Annotated in this window: 15 protein-coding genes and 4 pseudogenes; 11 read left to right on the forward strand and 8 right to left on the reverse strand. The window is 69.6% G+C overall.

The features are described from left to right. Positions 1–427: 427 nt before the first annotated feature. Positions 428–1,828, forward strand: a pseudogene (locus PV419_RS40610) (ABC transporter permease); the annotation flags it as partial. A 576-nt stretch (positions 1,829–2,404) separates the two neighbouring features. Continuing rightward, the gene (locus PV419_RS40615) at positions 2,405–3,070 is read left to right on the forward strand and encodes a DUF4232 domain-containing protein (RefSeq protein WP_319697676.1); all 666 of its coding nucleotides are present in this window, start codon (positions 2,405–2,407) and stop codon (positions 3,068–3,070) included. Between the two features lie 47 nt (positions 3,071–3,117). Here PV419_RS40615 and PV419_RS53535 read toward each other — a convergent pair. The 5 genes and pseudogenes from PV419_RS53535 to PV419_RS40640 all read right to left on the reverse strand — a co-directional run. After that, positions 3,118–3,502 (reverse strand): annotated as a pseudogene (locus PV419_RS53535) (transposase); the annotation flags it as partial. Between the two features lie 337 nt (positions 3,503–3,839). Continuing rightward, complete coding sequence (locus PV419_RS40625; RefSeq protein WP_319697678.1) at positions 3,840–4,541, reverse strand: FadR/GntR family transcriptional regulator; 702 nt, start codon at positions 4,539–4,541, stop codon at positions 3,840–3,842. 90 nt (positions 4,542–4,631) lie between these two features. Continuing rightward, entirely contained in the window at positions 4,632–5,675 is a 1,044-nt protein-coding gene (locus PV419_RS40630) for an ABC transporter permease (protein WP_319697680.1), read from the reverse strand. 2 nt (positions 5,676–5,677) lie between these two features. Beyond that, the gene (locus tag PV419_RS40635) at positions 5,678–7,261 is read right to left on the reverse strand and encodes a sugar ABC transporter ATP-binding protein (RefSeq protein ID WP_319697682.1); all 1,584 of its coding nucleotides are present in this window, start codon (positions 7,259–7,261) and stop codon (positions 5,678–5,680) included. Between the two features lie 110 nt (positions 7,262–7,371). After that, a complete protein-coding gene (locus tag PV419_RS40640; RefSeq protein WP_319697684.1) occupies positions 7,372–8,421 on the reverse strand; it encodes a sugar ABC transporter substrate-binding protein in 1,050 nt (349 codons plus the stop codon). 859 nt (positions 8,422–9,280) lie between these two features. Between PV419_RS40640 and PV419_RS40645 the strand changes: the two genes are divergently transcribed. The 9 genes and pseudogenes from PV419_RS40645 to PV419_RS40685 all read left to right on the forward strand — a co-directional run bounded on the left by PV419_RS40645 (position 9,281) and on the right by PV419_RS40685 (position 19,382). Then, on the forward strand, positions 9,281–10,132 hold the full coding sequence (locus tag PV419_RS40645; RefSeq protein ID WP_319697686.1) for a fumarylacetoacetate hydrolase family protein: 852 nt from the start codon (positions 9,281–9,283) through the stop codon (positions 10,130–10,132). A gap of 14 nt (positions 10,133–10,146) precedes the next feature. Next, positions 10,147–11,484 (forward strand): L-fuconate dehydratase, encoded by a 1,338-nt coding sequence (locus tag PV419_RS40650; RefSeq protein WP_319697688.1) that lies wholly within the window; start codon positions 10,147–10,149, stop codon positions 11,482–11,484. Then, positions 11,481–12,239 carry an SDR family NAD(P)-dependent oxidoreductase gene (locus tag PV419_RS40655; protein WP_319697689.1) on the forward strand — a complete coding sequence of 253 codons (759 nt, stop codon included), beginning with the start codon at positions 11,481–11,483 and terminating at the stop codon, positions 12,237–12,239. The genes PV419_RS40650 and PV419_RS40655 overlap by 4 nt, the downstream gene beginning before the upstream one ends. Next, positions 12,236–13,264, forward strand: a complete 1,029-nt coding sequence (locus tag PV419_RS40660) for an aldo/keto reductase (protein ID WP_319697691.1) — start codon at positions 12,236–12,238, stop codon at positions 13,262–13,264. The genes PV419_RS40655 and PV419_RS40660 overlap by 4 nt, the downstream gene beginning before the upstream one ends. Next, positions 13,261–13,572 (forward strand): L-rhamnose mutarotase, encoded by a 312-nt coding sequence (locus PV419_RS40665; RefSeq protein ID WP_319697692.1) that lies wholly within the window; start codon positions 13,261–13,263, stop codon positions 13,570–13,572. The genes PV419_RS40660 and PV419_RS40665 overlap by 4 nt, the downstream gene beginning before the upstream one ends. Before the next feature lie 121 nt (positions 13,573–13,693). Next, positions 13,694–14,197 carry an LUD domain-containing protein gene (locus PV419_RS40670; RefSeq protein ID WP_319697694.1) on the forward strand — a complete coding sequence of 168 codons (504 nt, stop codon included), beginning with the start codon at positions 13,694–13,696 and terminating at the stop codon, positions 14,195–14,197. 141 nt (positions 14,198–14,338) lie between these two features. After that, a complete protein-coding gene (locus PV419_RS40675) occupies positions 14,339–17,536 on the forward strand; it encodes a glycosyl hydrolase family 95 catalytic domain-containing protein (protein WP_319697696.1) in 3,198 nt (1,065 codons plus the stop codon). 584 nt (positions 17,537–18,120) lie between these two features. Beyond that, the gene (locus PV419_RS40680; RefSeq protein ID WP_319697698.1) at positions 18,121–18,408 is read left to right on the forward strand and encodes a hypothetical protein; all 288 of its coding nucleotides are present in this window, start codon (positions 18,121–18,123) and stop codon (positions 18,406–18,408) included. A gap of 44 nt (positions 18,409–18,452) precedes the next feature. Then, positions 18,453–19,382 (forward strand): annotated as a pseudogene (locus PV419_RS40685) (MsnO8 family LLM class oxidoreductase). A 182-nt stretch (positions 19,383–19,564) separates the two neighbouring features. Here PV419_RS40685 and PV419_RS40690 read toward each other — a convergent pair. From PV419_RS40690 to paaI, 3 genes and pseudogenes are all read right to left on the reverse strand, one after another. Then, positions 19,565–20,237, reverse strand: a pseudogene (locus PV419_RS40690) (carboxylesterase family protein); the annotation flags it as partial. Positions 20,238–20,313: 76 nt separating this feature from the next. Continuing rightward, positions 20,314–21,657: a phenylacetate--CoA ligase PaaK gene (gene paaK, locus PV419_RS40695; protein WP_319697700.1), complete on the reverse strand. Its 1,344-nt coding sequence runs from the start codon at positions 21,655–21,657 to the stop codon at positions 20,314–20,316. After that, complete coding sequence (paaI, locus tag PV419_RS40700) at positions 21,654–22,067, reverse strand: hydroxyphenylacetyl-CoA thioesterase PaaI (RefSeq protein ID WP_319697702.1); 414 nt, start codon at positions 22,065–22,067, stop codon at positions 21,654–21,656. Before paaI ends, paaK begins: the two co-directional genes overlap by 4 nt. Positions 22,068–22,161 lie beyond the last annotated feature (94 nt).

Raw genomic sequence — 22,161 nt, forward strand, 5'->3', positions numbered from 1 at the left:
CTGGCGCCGGAGAGGATGTCCTCTTCCGGAGGCGCCTCTCCGTCAGGAGCGGGCGCTGACCGGCAGTACCGTCGGTGCGGTAGGTGGCCGACGGAGTCTGTCCATGGCAGATGGTCAGGTGAGAGAGGGAGACGACGTCTTGGGCCCCCGGCCCCCGCCGATCCGCGTCGGCCCGCGTCGGTCCGCCAGGCCGCACCGCCTGTTCAGCGTGCCCATTCGAGTCCGAGGCCGACCAAGGCCTGGTGTGACGGAACAGTGAAGTTCAGGGGGTGTGGCTGTTCTGGTCTGGTGCAGTTTCCCCAAGATCGGGTAGTTAGGGGCGAGTTGTCGCTCGGTGGCGACGAGGGTGACGTCGCCAAGGAGCTCGGCGATCTCCCTTGAGCGCCATAGCCGTTCGGGTTCTGCCTGCATGATGGCCAGGACACGTGACACCAAGGCGGCCGAGCGCAAGGCCCGTATCGACGAGGTGCTCCAGGAGCTCAGACTCGACGTTCACCGGGGCAAGAAGGTCGCCTCGCTCTCCGGCGGTCAGCGTAAACGGGTGTCCGTTGCCCTGGAACTGCTGACCAAGCCCTCCCTGCTCTTTCTCGACGAGCCCACCTCCGGTCTGGACCCGGGCCTGGACCGTAATGTCATGAAGTTGCTGCGGGAGCTCGCCGACGACGGCCGCACCGTGCTGGTGGTGACGCACTCGGTCGCCGAACTGTCCCTGTGCGACCGGGTGTTGGTCATGGCGCCCGGTGGCTCCGTGGCGTACTTCGGCCCCCCGGGCGAGGCCCTGGACTTCTTCGGTCACGACGGCTGGGCCGATGTCTTCTCCGCCTTCGAGGACCATCGCGACGACGACTGGGGCGTGCGCTGGCGGGCTTCCCGGCAGTACGACCGGTGCGCCGCGGAGATCGACTCGGCCGTCCCGCCGCAGCAGCCGGGCGCCCCTGCGACGCAGCCGCACGCGCGAGCTCTGCGGCCCAAACCACAGGGCTGGATGGGCCAGTTGTGGACACTGATGCGCCGTTATGTGTCGGTCATCGCCTCCGACAAGGGCTTTATGGCGCTGATGCTGCTGCTCCCGGCCGTGCTGGGCGGAGTGAGCTGTCTGGTTCCGGCGACATACGGACTCGTCCCGCCTCCGCCCGACAGCCGGTTCCGCTACAACCAGGAGTCCGGAACCATTCTGCTGGTGCTGGTCGTCGGAATGTGCTTCTCCGGCGCGGCCAACTCCGTACGTGAATTGATCAAAGAACGGGTGATCTACGAACGGGAGAGAGCCACGGGGCTGTCCCGATCCGCGTATCTGATGTCGAAGGTGATCGTCCTCGGCCTGATCACCGCAATGCAGGGTGTCGTCATCTGCGCGATCGGCTTCTCCGTCCGTCAACTGCCCACCCAGGGACTGCTCATGCCCACGGCCGTCGAGGTCTGCGTGGTCATCAGCGCGCTGGGCTTCACCACCATGATGTTCGGTCTGGTCATCTCCGCGCTGGTGAGGACCCCGGAAAAGACCATGCCGCTGCTCGTGATGTTCGCCGTCGTCCAGGTCGTCTTCACCGGGGCCCTCTTCAAACTGTTCGACTCTCCGGGCATCGAACAGATCGGCTGGCTGATGCCCGCCCGCTGGGCGGTCGCCGGCGCCGGGACCACACTCGACCTCGCGCACACCATGCCGCCCTGGAATCTCGACAAGCCGGACGAGGTCGACCCGCTGTGGGCCCACACCGTCACCCAGTGGGGCATCGACCTCGGTGCGCTCCTGGCCATCGGGCTGGTTTGCGGCTTCGCGGTGGCCCGCCTGCTGCGCCGACACGAACCCGAGGTCATGCGGGACTGAGGGCTTGCAGGGAATCAAGGTGTTGCTTCCCGCTCTGGGACGGTCCGCAGTGGCGATGAGTCGTGCGTGCCGGCGCAGGACCGATCGCGGAGTGACCAGCAGGGGGCCACCTGGGTACGCCGCTGCTGCTTGCTGACGAGTCGGAGCAGTGCCGCCATGACGTCCCTGTCGCTCCGGGAGAAGCGAGGCGGTGGCGTGGATCGCCGCGCGATGGCGAGTTGATGCCGGAGCATCAAGACCTCAGCGTCTTTCGCTGCACTCGAGCGGGCGAACAGGGCAAGCCGTCGGAAGGTCTGGCAGACGAGCAGGTAAATCAGCCGTATCGCCACGAACCGGCATGCTGACTCAGAACGGCTTGCATCCTGCTGGTCTTTGACAGATCCGAACCAGGAGGTCAGCCCGGGCGACATGATTCCCGGCACCCACAGGCTCCTCCGTTCCCCTTGGCGTCTTTCCCCTGGTCACAGTCGCGTTAGCCGGATGTTAGCGAGGCGGCAGTGTTGCGGTAGTGGCCCCGGTCAGAGTTGTTGTCGTACCGAGCAGACCACGACACCGACCTCTCCGGGGGGACCCGAAATGCGCTCCAACACCACTGCCCGCATCGCCCGCCGTCGCTCCTTCCGCGTCGCCGCCGCGGTCCTGACCGCAGCCGCCGCCCTGACCCTCACGGCCTGCAACGGTGATGAGAAGGCAGCGGGCCAGGCCGACACGGCCCCGGCCGGGTCCAGCAGCCCCTCGGGTTCCTCCGGCGGTGCGCAGGATTCCGACGCCAAGGACACCGAAGGCGGCGGCAGCGCGCACGCGGGCGTCGAGCGCTGCCACACCCAGGACTTGGAGGCCGCGTTCGCCACGGGTGAGGACGCGCTCCCGGTCCCGGAGGAGAGCGCGGGCGGCGCGACGACCGCCACCATCGTGCTGATGAACAAGGGCACCAGCTCCTGCAGGATCGGCGGCTTCCCCGGTGTGGACCTGACCTCGATCAACGGCGGCGAGCGCTGGTCCCTGGCCCGCTCCTCGCAGAAGTGGAGCCCCATAGAGGTGGAGGCCGGCCAAAGCACCGAGTTCACCCTCAACCTCGCCTTCACCAAGGAGGAAGAGGGCTTCTACCAGCCGGCCTGGGTCGAGATCACCCCGCCCAACGAGACCAAGTCCCTCAAGATCGAGTGGCCCTGGGAGACCGACAGCCTCGTCGACCAGCGCAGCGCCACCCGCCCCGCCACCTTCGTCAACCCCATCGGCTGACCAGCTCAGAGCTGCGCCATGAAGGTCCGCTGCCCCGGTGCGTCACACCGGGGCAGCGGACCTTCCGTTTCACGGCCCGCGTCCTTAAGACAGTGTCCTGTGCGCTTGCCTCGTAGCCATTTGCGCAGGTGCGGGATGTCATACGCCTTGTCGGCGTGCAGGTGCTGAGGCTGGAAGTGGCGGCCGCGGTGGGGGCGTGGCTCGTTTGGTGACCCTGGACCATGGGCTTCAGTGCTTCGCTGTCGTGGGTGTTGGTGGCCGAGACGCCGACGACCAGGGCAGTCCGTTCGCGCCCGACAGGATGTGCATCTTGGAACCCGGCTTACCCCGGTCAACGGGGCTCGGACCTGTGAGTTCGCCCCTTTTTTTAGCCCGCACGTGAGCGGAGTCGAGGACCACGCGCGAGACGTCGATGAGGCCGGCGTCATCGACTCACCGTGGGGTGATGCGAGAGCGACGCGGCGCTGAAGCGCCTGGGGCGCGTCGCGCAGCGGGATCTTCGAGGATGCGCCGGCCCACAGCGGTTGGTCGTCCCCGACGTCGACGGCGTGGCGGAGCGGGTGGGGGCTCTCCTCATGGGCCACGCAGATCCGGTGGATGTCGCGGATGACGAAGAGATTGACGGTCTCGCCGAGCCGGTCGGCGAGGTCACGCATGACCGCGCGGGTTACCTGCGGCACCTCCCAAGAGTGCATTCACCTCCGCCCACAGCCCATAAGGGAAGACAGCGTGCCGTGGAGCAGCGCGCCGTAACCGTCGAGACGGGCAGTCAGCCGTCCATGGGGTGCAGCGAGTTGTCGTTCAGGCTGGTCGCCAACCACTGCTCGACGGCGGTGATGTGGACGGTCGCGGCGGACGCGGCCAGCAGGGCGTCACGTGCCCGGAGCGCACGGAGGATCTCCTCGTGCTCCCGGTGGGCGTTGTCGAGGGCATGACCGGTTCGGCTGCCTCGGACGATGCGCACGCGCTGGGTGCGGGTGGACAGCACGCGCAGCAGCATCGACAGCACCGGGTTGCCGACGGCCTCGGCGATCCTGAGGTGGAACTCGATGTCGTGGGCGACGAACTCCTCGACGGTGGCGGCGGACCGGCACCGGTCGAGGATGTCGCGGAGTTCCCCAAGGTCCTCCGGCTGCAGCAGAGCGGTGGCCAGCCCCGTTGCCTGGGGTTCGAGCAGTCGGCGCACCTGGAGCAGTTGCAGGACGGTCCGGCCCTGGGAGACGTCGGCGGCGAAGGAGAGGCTCTCCAGCAGGAGATGGGGCTCCAGACTGGAGACGTACGTGCCGTCGCCCTGCCGGGTGATCAGGATCCGCATGGCGGTCAGGGCCCGGACGGCTTCGCGCAGCGAGTTGCGGGACAGGCCGAGCTGCCCGGCGAGGGTCTCCTCCTTGGGCAGGCGGGAGCCTGGCGCGAGATCGCCGGCGACGATCATCGCCTTGATCTTGTCGATGGCCTCGTCGGTCAGTGCCACATGCTTGCCTCTCCGTGCCGGGGGGTGTGCGGCCGCCGCCCGTTCCGCCCGCCTCGTCCAGGGCCGGGCGGACCGGCTCACGGGCTGCGGTTACTCCTGCTTCTCGCCGGAGGCGAAGCGGGAGATGATCAAGGCGACGATGATGATGGCGCCGTTGAGGAACTGGTTCCACAGCGGCGGTACGCCCGCCAACGTCATAACGTTGACGACGAGTTGGAGCGTGAGGACGCCGGTGAGGGCGCCGAACACGGAGCCCTTGCCGCCGTTGAGACTCACCCCGCCGATGACGGTCGCCGCGAAGACCTGGAAGATCCAGCCGCTGCCCTGGGTGGCGGAAATGGAGCCGTAGTGGCCGCTGTAGAGGATACCGGCGAACGCGGCGAGCACGCTGCCGAGTATCAGCACCGTCCATACGATTCGGTCGACCTTGATGCCGGCGGTGCGGGCCGCCTCCGCGTTGCCGCCGATCGCATACAGCGCCCGGCCGTGCCGCAGCCAGGCCAGCGCACTGCCGCCGATCGCGAAGAGCATCACGCAGACCCAGATGGCGGCGGGCACACCCAGCCAGGAGGCCTTGCCCAGGTAGGTGAAGGAGGGCGGCAGGTCGATGATGGACTGGCCCTCGGAGAGGGCGACTTGAAGGCCGCGGAGCATGGTCAGGGCGCCGAGGGTCACGATGAACCCGTTGAGCCGCAGCTTGAGGATGAGGAAGCCGTTGACGGCGCCGATCACCGCGCCCACCAGCAGGCAGAGCGGGACCGCCGTCCACTCGGGGAAGAGGCCGAGCCCGTTGAACCGGCCCCCGCTGGTGGGCAGGACCAGCCAGACGGCGATGACGGGAGCGACACCGATGGTGGACTCCAGGGACAGGTCCATCCGGCCCACGATGAGGATGAGCGCAGTGGCGAGCACGAGGAGGCTCAGTTCGGTGGACTGCTGGGCCACGCCGATGAGGTTGTCGGCGGTGAGGAAGGCAGGCGAGACGATGAACCCGATCACCATCAGGACGAGAATGGCCGGGATCAGGGACAGTTCACGGAAGCGGCTGACGTCGACTCGACGGTGACTGGTGTCCGCGGCGGCCGGCTCCGTCGCGCTCGCTGCGGACTCGATAAGGTCTGTAGTGGCGGACATGACTACCTTCCGTGCTCGTCGATGCCGGATGCGGTGGATGCGATGGTGACGCCGACGCCCTCCATGGCGGCGACGATGTGTTCGTCCTTCCAGCCGCGGCCGAACTCGGCGACCACCCGGCCGTGGAACATGACGACGACCCGGTCGCACACCCTGAGGTCGTCGAGTTCGTCGGAGACGATCAGCGCGGCCTTGCCGCCGCCTGCGACCTGCCGGATCCTGCCGAGCAGGAACTCCTTGGACTTGACGTCCACGCCGTTGGTCGGCCGGATGGCCACCAGAACACGCGGGTCGGTGGCCAGGGCGCGGGCGACGACAACCTTCTGCTGGTTGCCGCCGGACAGGGCGGAGACCGGGGCGGCGGCTCCCGGGGTCTTGATGTCGAGATCGCGGATCATGCGCCGGGCAAAGGCCCTGGAGCGGCCGGGCAGCACCGTGCCGAACGGGCCGAGCTGGTCGGTGACGGTCAGCGTCGCGTTCTCCGCCACGCTGCGGTTGTTCACCAGCCCCTGGAGGTGGCGGTCCTCGGGCACCAGCCCGACTCCGGCGGCGAGGGCGGACGGCACGCTGCCGGTGCGCACGCTCCTGCCGTCGACCGAGATCCTGCCGTCCTTGGCGCGGTGCAGACCGGCGATGGCCTCGCCCACCTGCACGTTTCCGCTGGCGGTGGCTCCGGCGAGCCCGACCACCTCGCCCGAGCGGACCTTGAAGGACAGGCCCTCACAGGTGCCGGGCAGCGTCAGGCCGTCGATCGCCAGCAGCTCCGCGGAGCCGGCCCGTGCGGCGGGGGCCGGGCTCTCCGCGGCGGTGCCCGTCGCGGCGGACTCTCCGGTCATGGCCTCGACCAGTGCCTGGTGACCGAGTTCGGCCACCGGAGCGGTGAGGATGTGAGCGGCGTCGCGGTACACGGTGACCGTGGTGCAGAGGTCGTACACCTCCTGCAGGTGGTGGGAGATGAACAGGAAGGCGACGCCCTGGTCCTGGAGGTCGCGGAGCTTGTCGAAGAGCCGGCCGATGCCGCGGGCGTCGAGTTTGGCGGTCGGCTCGTCGAGGATGATGAAGCGGGCGCCGAAGGACAGCGCCCGGGCGATCTCGACGAATTGCCGCTGCTCGACGGTCAGGTCCTTGGCGCGCGCGGCGGGATCGACGGCCACGCCGTACTCGCCGAGCAGCTCATCGGCGCGCAGTCGCAGTTGCTTCCAGCGGATGGGCCGTACCGGGCCGGCGCTCTGTCGGTTCAGGAACAGGTTCTCGGCGACGGTCAGCTCACCGATGATCGTGGAGCGCTGGTAGACGCAGGCGACGCGGGAGCGCCAGGCGTCGATGTCGCCGAGCGCGGGCGCGGGGTCGCCCGCGAAGCGCAGGGAACCGGTGTCGGGCCGCTGGAGGCCGGTGAGAATGGATACGAGCGTCGACTTGCCGGCGCCGTTGCGTCCCACCAGGGCGTGCGACTCGCCCGCGGCGATGCTGATGCGGGCGTCGCGCAGGGCGACGGTCGCCCCGAATCGTTTGCTGATGCCGGTCGCTTCGGCCACCGGTGCCGGGTGCCCGGGGCCGGTCGCCGGGGCGGTCGCGGTGTCCGCCATGATGGATGCCGTCCTTCGTGTACAGGGCTGCGGGCCGGGGAACGGGTGGGACGCGGTTGGAGGGAGGGAACCGTCCGTCCCTCCACACAGCGGGCTCGGTCTGCCGGCCGTCAGCCGACGTTGTTGCCCCACAGGGACTTGTCGTTCACGTTGTCCTTGGTCACCAGCGGCGCGGGCAGCTGGTCTTCCAGGCCGTTGGGGATCTTGACGAGGGTGGAGTCGTGGTCGGTCTTGCCCGGCTTGAAGGTCTTGCCCTCGGCAGCGGCCTGGGCGTAGTACAGCGCGTACTTGGCGTAGAGGTCGGCGGGCTGGGAGACAGTGGCGTCGATCTGGCCCTTGCGGATGGCGTCGAACTCCTGCGGGATGCCGTCGTTGGAGATGATCGAGATGTGACCCTTCTCGCCTGCCTTCTTGAGCAGGCCCTTCTGCTCCAGCAGGGCCAGGGTGGGCTGAAGGAAGACGCCGCCGGCTTGCATGTAGATGCCGTTCAGATCCGGGTGCTGGGCGAGCAGTGACTGGAGCTTGGCGGAGGCGACGTCGCCCTTCCAGTCGGTGGGCAACTCGAAGACCTTGATATTGGGGAACTTCGTCTTCATGCACTCCGCGAAGGCCTCGGACCGGTCACGTCCGTTGATGGAGTCCAGAGCGCCTTGGAGCTCGGCGACCTTGCCCTTGCCTCCGAGCTGCTTGCCGAGGAACTCGCAGGCCTTGGTGCCGTACGCCCGGTTGTCGGCGCGGACCACCATGTAGACGTCGCCCTTGTCCGGCCTGGTGTCGACACTGACCACCGGGATCTTCGCGGCCGACAGGGTGTCGAGGGTGGAGGCGATGGCGCCGGTGTCCTGGGGCGCCATGACGACGGCCTTGGCCCCGGTGTTCTGGAACACCTGGACATTGGCCACCAGCTTGGTGACGTCGTTCTGCGAGTTGCTCAGCGGCAGGGTGTTGACGCCGTCGGACTTGATGTCCTTCTTCAGATACTGGGCGTAGGAGTTCCAGAAGTCGGAGTCGGCACGAGGAAGGTCGATGCCGATGGCGGGCTTGTCGCCGCCCGAGGCGGTCTTGGCTGTGCTTTCACGATTGCACGCGGTGGCGAGAGCCAGTACCGCGAGGACGGCAGTGGCCGCTGCGGCGGTGGAGCGGGTGCGAGCGAGCTTCATGGCCGTGATTTCTCCTTAGCCAGGGCGGGGAGCCGCAGGGCGACGGTGAAAGGGGTGGCGTACGCGTCGGCGGGGCGAGTACGCCGACCGGGCAAGAGGCCGGTCCGGCACAGGGCCTGTGCGGACGCCAGGGAGCGTCGGGAGTGGGGTCGGGCGGCGGCCGAGGTGGCGGAGGGCGAGTGGCCGACTCCGCGCACCGAACGAAAACATGCCCAAGGAGGCGAGGTATTCCTCCGATGTATCTCGGCCACGCAGGACGTTACGGCGGCGTTGCCGACGTTGACAAGAGTTCACCCCCAGCGATTTGCGCACCACTGCGCCACTGGCCGCCACAAGGCTTGCACAGCAGCCTGGGCTGCTCTGCCGTACCCGTGTTGACCTGCGTCTTTCCTGTTCCTTTGAATCACGGGTCGGCTGCGTCGACAGTTCACGATTCGGCAACGACACCGCCCGGACGGTCGCGGTCGACGCTTTCTGCCGGGCGTCCTGGGGGCCGCTTCCGTCTCCGAGGCGCGCGGACGGCGCTCGGGCGAACCTCCTCTCCGGGCGTGACCTGGTTCTGTGACCTCACCCGGAATTCATCGGATGGCGCATCGAGCTCAACGCTTGTATGGCGTGCGTGATTACGTGTTCATGCCGTTTTGGGTGGATGGCATGACCGGCGGCAGGCCAATACATCCAAGGTGTCTATTGCCAGTGTGGCAATCCTGCGTCTACAGTCGCGCTGCCACCATTCATCCGATGACTCAGGGCGTCAGGCGATCGAAGCCCTTCGTATGGTCCGGCCCTATGGCCGGCGCGATCCGCGCGGCTGACCGCCATCCCTGACCACGACCCTCCACGGCAAGGGAGCTGCCCTGTGAAACTGCTAGGCGTCGGCGCCCCCGGTGAGGAACGGCCCGCCGTTCGAACCGACGACGGCCGGCTGCTCGATCTGTCCCCCGTGGCCTCCGACATCGACGGTGCCTTCCTCGCCTCGGACGGACTCGGCCGGGCCCGGGCTGCGGTCGCGATGGGTGAGCTGCCCGAACTGGACGCGGACGGCCTCCGGATCGCGGCGCCCGTCGCCCGTCCCGGCAAGGTCGTCTGCGTCGGTCTGAACTACCGTGACCACGCCGCCGAGACCGGCGCGGCGATCCCCGGGCGTCCGGTGGTGTTCATGAAGGACCCGGGCACAGTCGTCGGACCGTACGACCAGGTGCTGGTCCCCCGCGGCTCGGTGAAGACCGACTGGGAGGTCGAACTCGCGGTCGTCATCGGCCGCAGGGCCCGCTACCTCGACGGTCCGCAGGCAGCGCGGGCTGTGATAGCCGGCTACGCGATCAGCCATGACGTCTCGGAGCGCGAGTTCCAGCTGGAGTACTCGCCGCAGTGGGACCTGGGCAAGTCCTGCGAGACATTCAACCCGCTCGGTCCCTGGCTGGTCACCGCCGACGAGGTCGGTGACCCGCAGAACCTCGGTCTGCACCTGAGTGTCAACGGTGTGAAGCGGCAGGACGGTCACACCAGCGACATGATCTTCCCGGTGGACCACATCGTGTCGTACCTGAGCCAGTACATGGTCCTGGAGCCGGGCGACGTGATCAACACCGGTACGCCCGCGGGCGTGGCTCTGGGTCTTCCCGGCGCCCCCTTCCTGCGTCCCGGCGACACGGTCGAGCTCTCTGTCGACGGGCTCGGCAGCCAGCGTCAGACCTTCGCCCAAGCGTGAAAGGCAACACCCCCTTGACTGCGATCCCCGCCCGGATCACCGCGCTCGACACCTACGACGTCCGCTTCCCCACCTCGCGGGAGCTGGACGGCTCCGACGCGATGAACCCGGACCCCGACTACTCCGCCGCGTACGTGGTGCTGCGCACCGACGCCGGCGACGGACACGAAGGCCACGGCTTCACCTTCACGATCGGGCGCGGCAACGACGTCCAGGTGGCCGCGATCAACGCGCTGCACCCGCATGTGCTGGGCCGTTCCGTCGACGAGCTGTGCGCCGACCCGGGCTCGCTCAGCCGTGACCTGATCGGCGACAGCCAGCTGCGCTGGCTCGGACCCGAGAAGGGCGTGATGCACATGGCGATCGGCGCCGTGGTGAACGCCGTATGGGACCTGGCCGCCAAGCGGGAGGGCAAGCCACTGTGGCGGCTGCTGGCGCACGCCTCGCCCGAGTGGCTGGTCTCTCAGATCGACTTCCGCTACATCGCCGACGCGCTCACCCCGGAGGATGCCCTCACTCTGCTGCGCGAGGGCCGCACGGGGCTCGCGCAGCGCGAGGCGGTCCTGCTGGAGCGCGGCTACCCCGGATACACCACCTCCCCGGGCTGGCTCGGCTACTCCGACGAGAAGCTGACCCGGCTGGCCAAGCAGGCCGTGGCCGACGGGTTCACCCAGATCAAGCTCAAGGTCGGGGCCGACGCCGACGACGACATCCGGCGGTTGCGCACCGCCCGTGCCGCCGTTGGGGACGGCATCCGCATCGCTGTCGACGCCAACCAGCGGTGGAACGTGGGTGAGGCGATCGAGTGGACCAAGGTGCTCGCGGAGTTCGAGCCGTACTGGATCGAGGAGCCGACCAGCCCTGACGACGTCCTCGGCCATGCCGCCGTACGTCGGGCGGTCGCCCCTGTGAAGGTGGCCACCGGCGAGCACGTGCAGAACCGTGTCGTCTTCAAGCAGCTCCTCCAGGCCGATGCCATCGACGTCCTCCAGATCGACGCGGCCCGGGTCGGCGGCGTCAACGAGAACCTGGCGATCCTGCTGCTCGCGGCGAAGTTCGGGGTGCCGGTCTGCCCGCACGCCGGCGGGGTGGGTCTGTGCGAGCTGGTGCAGCACCTGTCGATGTTCGACTACCTCGCGCTGTCCGGCACCACCGAGAACCGGGTCATCGAGTACGTCGACCACCTCCACCAGCACTTCACTACGCCCGTGGTGATGCGCGACGGCCACTACGCCGCGCCACTTGCCGCCGGCTTCTCCGCCACCATGCGGGAGGAGTCCATCGCCGAGTACCGCTACCCGGACGGCACCTTCTGGGTCGCCGACCGCGCCGAGCAGGAGGATGCGGCATGACCGGATTGACCGGGCTCAGGGCTCTCGTCACCGGCGGCGCGTCCGGCATCGGGCTCGCCACCGCCCGAGCGCTCGCGGCGCGGGGCGCGGCCGTGGCCGTACTCGACCTCGAACCGGCCGGGATGCCCGAGCCGCTGTTCGCTGTCAAGGCCGATGTCAGCGACGACACCTCGGTGCGCGCCGCCGTGGACACCGCGGCCACCGAACTGGGCGGCATCGACATCCTCGTCAACAACGCGGGCATCGGCGCCGTCGGCACCGTCGAGGACAACCCCGACGAGCTGTGGCACCGCGTCCTCGACGTCAATGTCCTCGGCGTGGTCCGCACCACCCGCGCCGCCCTGCCCCATCTGCGCCGGTCCCCACACGCCGCCGTCGTCAACACCTGCTCCATCGCTGCCACCGCCGGACTGCCGCAGCGGGCCCTGTACTCCGCCAGCAAGGGCGCCGTGCTCTCCCTGACCCTGGCCATGGCCGCGGACCACGTCCGTGAGGGCATCCGCGTCAACTGCGTCAACCCCGGCACAGCCGACACCCCCTGGGTGGCGCGGCTCCTGGCCGCCGCCGACGATCCGGAGGGCGAGCGGTCCGCCCTGGGCGCCCGTCAGCCGATGGGCCGTCTGGTGACCGCGGAGGAGGTGGCCGCCTCCATCGTCTACCTCGCGAGTCCCGCCGCGGCGTCCGTCACCGGCACCACGCTCGCGGTGGACGGCGGCATGCAGGGGCTGCGGCCGCGCCCGGCGGTCCGTCCGTGAGGACGGCGAGGCTGGGCGGCAGCAATGTGTGGGTCTCCCCACTGGCGCTGGGCTGCGCCGCCCTCGGCAACCTCTACCACCCGGTCACCGACGCGGCCGCCCACGCCACGGTGGACGCGGCCTGGGACGCCGGCATCCGCGCCTTCGACACCGCGCCCCACTACGGACTCGGCCTGTCGGAGCGCCGACTGGGCTCCGCGCTGCGCGGCCGCCCCCGGGAGGCCTACACCGTGTCCACCAAGGTGGGCCGACTCCTCGTGCCGTACGCGGAGGCCGGCTCGGGCGACGACCTCGCCAACGGCTTCGCCGTCCGGGCCACTCACCGCCGTGCCTGGGACTTCAGCGCCGACGGAGTGCTGCGTTCCCTGGAGGCGAGCCTGGAGCGCCTCGGCCTGGACCGGGTCGACATCGCCCTGCTGCACGACCCGGACGATCACGCCGAGCAGGCCCTGCGGGAGGCGTATCCGGCGCTGGAGCGGCTGCGCGGCGAAGGCGTGGTCGGGGCGATCGGCGTCGGGATGAACCAGTCCGCGCTGCCCGCCCGCTTCCTGCGCGAGACCGACATCGACATGGTGCTGCTGGCCGGCCGCTACACCCTGCTGCAGCAGGAGGGGCTCGCCGAGCTGCTGCCGGAGTCCGCCGCCCGCGGCCGGAGCGTCGTCGTCGGCGGCGTCTTCAACTCTGGTCTGCTCACAGCTCCACGGCCCGGCGCCACCTACGACTACGCTTCCGCGCCGCAGCCGGTGGTCGACCGGGCCCTGCGGCTGCTGGCCGTCACAGAACGCCACGGCGTGCCGCTGCGCGCCGCCGCCCTGCAATTCCCGTTCGGTCATCCCGCCGTCGCGAGCGTCCTGACCGGCGCCCGCTCGCCGGAGGAAGTGCACGACACCGTGGAGCAGCTGCGGCGCCCGATCCCGCACGCCGTATGGGACGACCTCCGTGCCGAGGGCCTGCTGTCCTCGGACATCCCTGTCCCGTTATCCGCAGCGGTCCAAGGAGCCGCGTCGCCGAAGGAGCTGTCATGAGGATCGCCCTGCACACCAAGGTCCGTGCCGACCGCGTCGAGGAGTACGAGGCGGCGCACCGCGAGGTGCCCGAGGAACTGACCGAAGCCATCCGCGCCGCCGGAGTGAGCGAGTGGACGATCTGGCGCAGTGGCACCGACCTGTTCCATGTGCTGGAGGTCGAGGACTATCCGGCGATGATCGCCGGACTGGAGAAGCTGCCGGTCAACATCACCTGGCAGGCGAGAATGGCCGAGTTGCTGGACGTCGTCCACGACTACTCCGCGGACGGCGCGGACGCATCGCTGCCGGTGGTGTGGGCCCTGTGAGCCAATCGTCGGGCTGTTCGTCGAGCGCGCCGCCGAGCATCGCGCCACAGTGGTCAGGGTTCCGGCAGCGGAGACGGCGACCGCTGTCGGCCGAGCGCTGGCACGCACCGGAGCGCGGTCCGTGGTCGTGCCACCCGGCCTCCCCCAAGACCTGCTCCCGGAAGGGCCCTGGTCGCGGCTGGAGGACGCTCCAGCCCTGACGGTCGGTCAGCTGAACGCGGTGGACGCCGTGATCACCACCGGCGCCACCGCCATCGCCGTCACCGGCACGGTCGCCCTCGACCACGGCCCCGGCCAGCGCCGCCGGGCCCTGACTCTGCTGCCCGACCAGATCGCACCCGACGTGCCCGAGACGCTGAGTCTGCTCGATCCGTACCGGCCGCTGACGCTCATCTCGGGCCCGTCGGCCACCAGCGGCATCGAAATGGACCGTGTCGAAAAAGTGCACGGGCCACGGATCCTCGACATCGTCGTGATCGTGGACGAGTGGCACGGTGCGGCGCGGGACCGCCGGCCGGTCGCGGGCGGGGGCCGGTCCCCGGCGCTCTCCGGTGCAGCTCATCCATCGAATAACATTCGATACATAGGATCGATTCTCGCCCGCCGTGACGTGTGGCCGGGGTGACGTTGACGTGTGCCAGGCTCTGGGGGGCTGCACGCCTATAGACATCCGATCTATGGCCCGGCGAAGATGGCGTGCCCTCGGCGAATTCGATGAGGGTGCACTTCCTCTGTGTAAAAACATCAATGGCTGGGAGAACTTGCCGTGACCCCTGCATACCAACCGCAGCGAAGAGGCGTCCTGAAGTTCGGCGGTGCGCTCGCGCTCGCGCCTCTGGTCACTCAGCTGACCGGCGGAACCCCCGCGGGACAGGCCGCCGCTGTCTCCGTCGCGACGGCCGCCGTCCAGCGGCCGACCCTTTCGCGCAAGGCACTGAGGTACCCCGTTCCCGCCACGGACTGGCAGTCGCACGCCCTGCCCATCGGCAACGGCCGACTCGGCGCCATGCTCTTCGCCGACCCCGACCAGGAGCGCGTCCAGTTCAACGAGCAGAGTCTGTGGGGCGGTGTCAACAACTACGACAACGCCCTCGCGGGCAAGCCGGACAGCACTTTCGACACCAGCATGACCGGCTTCGGCTCGTACCGGAACTTCGGTGACGTCGTAGTGACGTTCGCCGCCGGTGCGAAGGTCACGACCCCGGGGGGACCGTACCGTATGTCCTCGTCGGAGGGTGTCGACAAGTCGTACGACGGCAACCCGAGCACCAAGTGGTGCATCGACGGGCCCGGTTCCAAGGTGCGGTGGCAGGTCGAGCTCCCCGATCCCGTCGAGGTCGCGTCCTACCGTCTGACCAGTGCCAACGACGTGCCGCAACGTGACCCGCAGGAGTGGACGTTCGCCGGTTCCGCCGACGGCGTCACCTGGACCACGGTGGACAGTCGCACCCTGGCTGCACCCTTCGAAAGCCGTTTGCAGACAAAGGAGTTCACCTGTGCGAGCACGGGGGCCTACCGCTACTACCGGTTCGACTTCGTCCCGAAGGCAGGGGCCAGCCACTTCCAGGTGAGCGAGATCGGCCTGTCCGGCGTCGATCTCACGGGCGGTGCGGTCTATCTGTCGTCGCCGAGCGGGCACTCCGAGGGACCCGGTACCGGTACCGGGTCCCGGGCCACGGACATCTCGAGTTCGGTGGACCGCGATGCCGCCACGGTCTGGCGGGTCGACGCCGCGGCACCGGAGATCGTCTGGCAGGCCGACCTGCCCCGCGCGGTCGCCGTCACCTCGTACGCGCTGACGGCGGCCCCGGACCGTCCCCAGGACGACCCCCGCCGATGGGCGCTCCAGGCGTCGCAGGACGGGCGAGCCTGGGTGACCCTCGACACGCAGAACCCCGGCGCGCCCTTCGCCGGCCGCGGCGAGACCCGGACCTTCCGGATCACCAACAGCACCGCCTACCGCGCCTACCGGCTCACATTCACCCACGGCGAGTCGTCCACCGGCTTCCAGATCGCGGAAGTCGCACTGGAAGGCAAGGGGTTCGACACGCGCACACAGCGCACCTTCGTCGACTACCAGAGGGCCCTGGACTTCGTCGAGGGTGTCCACGTCACCCGCTTCGGCGCGCCGGGGCGGCGCGTCTTGCGGGAGGCCTTCGCCAGCCGGTCAGCGGACGTCATGGTCTTCCGGTACACGTCGGACCGCGACCGGGGACTCTCCGGTGCGATCTCCCTGACGTCCGGACAGCAGGGTGCCCCGACGACCGTCGACGGCGACGTCCGGCGGATGGCCTTCCGCGGTGTCATGGGCAATGGCCTCAAGCACGCGTGCACCGTCCGGGTCGTGCACACCGACGGCGAATTCCGCGCCGACGGGTCGGCTCTCCGGTTCACCGGCGCCACCACTTTGACCCTGCTCCTCGACGCCCGCACCGACTACAAGCTCGACGCCGCCGCCGGGTGGCGCGGAGCCGATCCCGAACCGGTCGTCGCCAAGGCACTCGCCAAGGCTGCCGCCCAGTCCTACGACGAGCTGCGCGACGAGCACACGGCCGAGATGCGCGCCCTCATGAACCGCGTCTCCGTCGACTGGGGCACCTCCGACGAGGCCGTCGTCGCCCTGCCGACCGACACCCGGCTGGCACGTTACGCGGCGGGCGGGGAGGACCCCACCCTCGAACAAACGATGTTCGACCTCGGCCGGTACCTGCTGATCAGTTCCTCGCGCCCGAAGGGCCTGCCCGCCAACCTCCAGGGTCTGTGGAACGACAGCAACGCTCCGGCGTGGGCCTCCGACTACCACACCAACATCAATGTCCAGATGAACTACTGGGGAGCCGAGACGACGAACCTGCCGGAGTGCCACGAGGCTCTCGTCGGGTTCATCAAGGAGGTCGCGGTCCCCAGCCGGGTGGCGACCCGCAACGCCTTCGGCGAGGACACGCGCGGCTGGACCGCCCGCACCAGCCAGAGCGTCTTCGGTGGCAACGGGTGGGAGTGGAACACCGTCGCGAGCGCCTGGTACGCGCAACACCTGTACGAACACTGGACGTTCACCCAGGACATGCGGTACCTCCGTACCGTCGCCTACCCGATGATCAAGGAGATCTGCGAGTTCTGGGAGGACCACCTCAAGGAGCGCGAGGACGGACTGCTCGTCTCGCCGAACGGCTGGTCGCCCGAGCACGGGCCGCGCGAGGACGGCGTCATGTACGACCAGCAGATCATCTGGGACCTGTTCCAGAACTACCTCGACTGCGAGGCGGCGCTTGAGGCCGACCCCGCCTACCGGGCCAAGGTCACGGACATGCAGGCGCGCCTCGCGCCGAACAAGATCGGCAAGTGGGGCCAGCTGCAGGAGTGGCAGGAGGACATCGACAGCCCCACCGACATCCACCGCCACACCTCGCACCTCTTCGCCGTCTACCCGGGCCGCCAAATCACCCGGAAGACAACCGACTTCGCGGCCGCCGCCCTCGTCTCGCTGAAGGCACGGTGCGGCGAGAAGGAAGGCGTCCCGTTCACGGCCGCGACGGTGTCGGGCGACAGTCGCCGCTCATGGACCTGGCCCTGGCGGGCGGCCCTCTTCGCCCGCCTCGGCGACGGGCAACGCGCCCAGATCATGCTGCGCGGACTACTGACCTACAACACGTTGCCCAACCTGTTCTGCAACCACCCGCCCTTCCAGATGGACGGCAACTTCGGCATCACGGCCGCCGTGGCGGAGATGCTCGTGCAGAGCCACGACGGCGTCATCCACCTGCTGCCCGCCCTGCCGGACGACTGGAAGGCCAAGGGTTCCTTCACCGGGCTCCGCGCCCGCGGCGGCTACGAGGTCAGCTGTGCATGGCGGGACGGGAAGGTCACGTCCTACAAGATCGTGGCCGACCGGGCACGGAACCAGGGGAACATCACCGTGCGGGTGAACGGCTCCGACAAGAAGGTGAAGCCGATCAAGCCCTGACAGCGGCGACGCGGAGGCGGCAGCCGCGGCGTCAGTCGGCTCGATTTCTCCGAGTCCGGCGGCCCGGTGCGGGGGACGGCGTGCGGGGCGGAGCGCACGTTCGTGCCTTCGCCGGCGCAGTCGCAACCGGTCGCGGCCTTCCGGGGTATGGATCCAGCACTCATGCCCTGTTCGGCGGGCACTGCGGGTGCCGAAAAATCATCCGCGCAGCGCAGGCCGCGTGCTGGTACTCGTGAAGGGCTCCGCCGAGTCGGTCTCCTCGGTCGATTTCCAGGTGGGCGAGCTGGGCTTGCTGGGTGATGGGTACGGGTAGTGGGCGGCATGGGGCGTGAACGTTGAGTCGCGGTCGAGGATCCGGATGCGCCTGGTGGTGTGCTCGATGGCGGCGAAGACGCACAGGCGCGCTGCGGTCAGCGTGCGGCCGTCGCCGGTCGGTGGGCGGCAACATGGCCGCCGCGCTGAGCTGATGGCCAAGACGCGCGGGGACGCCCACGCCGCCGAGGCCGCGATCACTCAGGCCGTCCACACCCTGCGGACCGCTCTCCGCACCGTCTGACCCGCTCCGCCGAGCACGGAATCGGCGGTTGCCCCGGTCGGCGTACTGGCCCGGCCCGCCGTCCGGCACGGCGGGCGAGCTGGGTGCGGCGCTCCAGTGGGAATCGAGCACTCTGTCGCCGCTGCACGAGTTCGCCGTAGTGGGCGGGGTCGACCGGGGCGGTGAAGATCAGGTCGAGGATGTGCCCGGCGGCCTGGGCGGGCGTCTGGGGGTGCTGTCGCTGAACTCGTCGTCGCACCAGGTCCAGTTCGGCAAGGTCCTGCCCTGGCACGGCGGAACCCCCGAATACCGGCAGCAGGACATCGTCACGCCCTGAGCCACGCCTCTCCCAGCGCCCCGACCAGCGGAAGGAACCGTGCCATGACCACTTCCCGTACCCATGACGACGAGGTCCGGGGGAAGTCCGCGGGAACCGCTCCCATGTCCATGTCCATCCTGGACGCGGTCAACGTCGGCGTCGGACACACCTCGACCGAGGCGCTGCGCACCAGCGTCGAACTGGCCCGCACGGCGGACACCCGCGGCTTCCACCGCCTCTGGGTGGCCGAACATCACTCCTCGCCCGGGGTCGCGGCGACCTCCCCCGGCCATGGTCCTGGCCCACCTGGCCGCGCACACCGACCGTGTCCGCCTCGGCTCGGGCGGCGTGATGCTGCCCAACCACGCGCCCCTCGCCATCGCCGAGCAGTTCGGCACGCTGGAGGCCATGGCGCCCGGCCGCGTCGACCCGGGCCTGGGCCGCGCGCCCGGCACGGACAGCGCCACGGCCACGGCCCTGCGCCGCGGCGTGCGGCAGACGGAGGGCGACTTCCCCCAGCAGGTCCTGGGACTCGCCCGCTTCCTGGACGACGACTTCCCCGAGGGGCACCCGTATCAGCGCGTCCACGCCGTCCCCGGCCCTGTGCAGGGCAAGGCCCCGGGAGGGGTGCAGGATCCCGGACGCCCGCATCAGCGTCTCGGTTGCTCGCGGCGGACGACGAACGGGAGGCCTACCGGCAGGCCCGGCCCTTCGGACTGGTGATGATCCAGATGCGCGGCGGGCTGCCCGGCCTGTTCCCGAGCCCGGAAGACGCGGAGAACCACCCCTACACCCCCGCTGAACGCGACTTCGTCGACGCCTGGAACGCCCAGACCATCCACGGCGCCCCCGACGCGGTCCGCGCCGGGCTGGACGAACGCCACAAACGCAGCGGCGCCGATGAGCTGATGATCACGACGTACGCGCACAGCGGTGAGGTACGGCTCCGCTCGCACGAACTCGTCGCCGACGCCTACGGCTTCCCCTCCTGACCCGCCGCGCCGCGCACGGCGTTCCACTGTGCGCCCGTTGGCGAGATCCGGTGCGCTTCGTGGCGACCGGCGGGGCCGGGCTGCTCCTACGGTGGCCCGCCCAGTGCCCCACATCGCACCAACAGCCGCAAGGCGTAAGGAGAGCGCGACCATGCGTACCGATATGCTCATCGGTGGCGAGTGGACGGGGTGCGCGATCGCCTGCCGGAACAGGCCCGCCGCGCTCGGCATGGCCAGCAGCGCGGCGACGGACCCGGCGCCCGCAGACTCGCCGAAGACGGTGACCTGGTCAGGGTCGCCGCCGAACGCCGTGATGTTGTCCCGTACCCACTCCAGGGCGGCCACCTGGTCGAGCAGCCCCCGGTTGGCGGGCGCCCCCTCGATGCGGGCGAAACCCTCCATGCCGACGCGGTGGCTGAGGGTGACGACGACCAGTTCGCCGGCGCGGGCGAGGTGCTGGGCGTCGTAGCCGGGGCTGCCGGCGTGGCCGAGCTTGTAGGCGCCGCCGTAGATCCACACCATGACCGGGCGGCGTGCGGCCGGGTCGGGGCCGGGGGTTCAGACGTTGACCGTCAGCCAGTCGTTGCCCTTCGGTGCCTCGTGCCCGGCGGGAGCGCCCGGGAAGGCCTCCTGCGGGGGCGGCGGGCCGAAGGAGGACGCGTCCCGTACGCCCTCCCAGGCGGCGGCCGGTCGCGGTGCGGCGAACCGGGCCTCACCAACGGGCGGCTGTGCGAAGGGGATCCCTCGTAACACCCCGAGTCCGTCCTCCCGCCGCCCGCGCACGGCACCTGCGACGGTGCGCACGACGGGCTCGGCGGGATCGGGCCGGGGCGGGCGGGATGCGGTCGCCGTCATCGCGGGCTTCTCGCTGCGAAGCGCAATTTCAGCAGACTGGCAGGCGACTGACTGTACTGTCCGTTCAGCGTAGGTGTCACGCCTCGCGGCGGTCCTTGACCCGGCGAAGCTTGCCGAGGGAGCGCTCCAGGGTGTCCGGGTCCACGACCATTGCGTCCACGGTCACGCCCACGCCGTCCTTGACGGCCTTGGCGATCGAGCGGGCGGCGGCTTCCCGGCGGTCGTCGGGCGTGCCGGGGCGGGCCTCGACGCGGACCGTCATGTGGTCCATCCGCTCGCGCCGGGACAGCTCGATCTGGAAGTGCGGGGCGACGCCGGGGGTGCGCAGTACGATCTCCTCGATCTGGCTGGGGAAGACGTTGACCCCGCGCAGGATGATCATGTCGTCGCAGCGGCCGGTGATCTTCTCGATCCGGCGGAACGCGGGCCGGGCCGTGCCGGGCAGCAGCCGGGTCAGGTCGCGGGTGCGGTAACGGATGATCGGCAGCGCCTCCTTGGTGAGGGAGGTGAAGACCAGCTCGCCCTCCTCGCCCTCGGGCACGGTCTCGCCGGTGATCGGGTCGACGACCTCGGGGTAGAAGTGGTCCTCCCATACGTGCAGGCCGTCCTTGGCCTCCACGCACTCCTGGGCCACGCCCGGGCCGATCACCTCGGACAGGCCGTAGATGTCGACGGCGTGGATGTCCATGCGCTCCTCGATCTCCCGGCGCATCTCCTCCGTCCACGGCTCGGCGCCGAAGATGCCCACCTTCAGGGAGGTGGAGCGCGGGTCGACGCCCTGCCGTTCGAATTCGTCCAGCAGGGTGAGCATGTAGGACGGCGTGATCATGATGATCTCGGGCTTGAAGTCCTGGATGATCTGCACCTGGCGGGCGGTCATGCCGCCCGAGGCGGGAATCACCGTGCAGCCGGCCCGCTCGGCGCCGTAGTGGGCGCCCAGGCCGCCGGTGAACAGGCCGTAGCCGTAGGAGATGTGCACCTTGTGGCCGGGGCGGCCGCCGGCGGCACGGATCGAGCGGGCGACCAGGTCGGCCCACATCGACAGGTCGTTCTCGGTGTAACCGACCACGGTGGGGCGCCCGGTGGTGCCGCTGGAGGCGTGGATGCGGCGGACCTGGTCCATGGGGACGGCGAACATGCCGAACGGGTAGGTGTCGCGCAGATCGGCCTTGGTCGTGAAGGGGAAGTGGGGCAGGTCCTCCAGGGCGCGGCAGTCCTCGGGGCCGACGCCTGCCTCGTCGAACTTCTTGCGATACGACTCGACGTTGTCGTAGGCGTGCCGCAGCGTCGCGCGCAGTCGGCGCAGTTGGAGGTCGCCCAGCTCCTGGCGGGACAGTCGCTCTCCGTCGTCGAGCAGGCTGTCGGGAAGGGGCTCTCCCCGGCGGACCGTGGTCGCCGGGGTCTCGAGCTCGCTGGTCATTGCTGCGGCTCCTTCTGTTTCGTACTCCTGATGCTGCGGCTGCGCCCGCGGAACTCCGCGATCACCTCGTCACCGCGCAGGACACTCACGTCGTAAATGCCGCTGCGACCGAATCGCGTGCGCTCCACGGCGGTGGCCGTCAGGACATCGCCCTCGTACGCGGAGGCGACGAAGTCGATGTCGGCCCCGGCGGCGACGGTCACGGGGCCGTGGCTGTTGCAGGCGCACGCGAAGGCGGTGTCGGCGAAGAGGAACAGGAAGCCACCGTGGGCGATCCCGTGCCCGTTCACCATCGCCGCTGTCACGGTCATCCGGAGTACGGCGGTCCCTTCGCCGTGCTCCAGAAGCTCGATGCCGAGCTGCCTGGACGCCTGGTCCCCGGAGAGCATCGACGCGACGGGGTCAGACATCGCCTCAGCGGATTGTGTCACTGTTTGCACCACCTTGTGACCCGACCGAACATTCGGTTAGCATGCGGCGTGGCCAAGTAATCCAGCCGGCCCC

Origin of the sequence: Streptomyces sp. ME19-01-6 (assembly GCF_033793745.1) — a bacterium.
Taxonomy (GTDB): domain Bacteria; phylum Actinomycetota; class Actinomycetes; order Streptomycetales; family Streptomycetaceae; genus Streptomyces.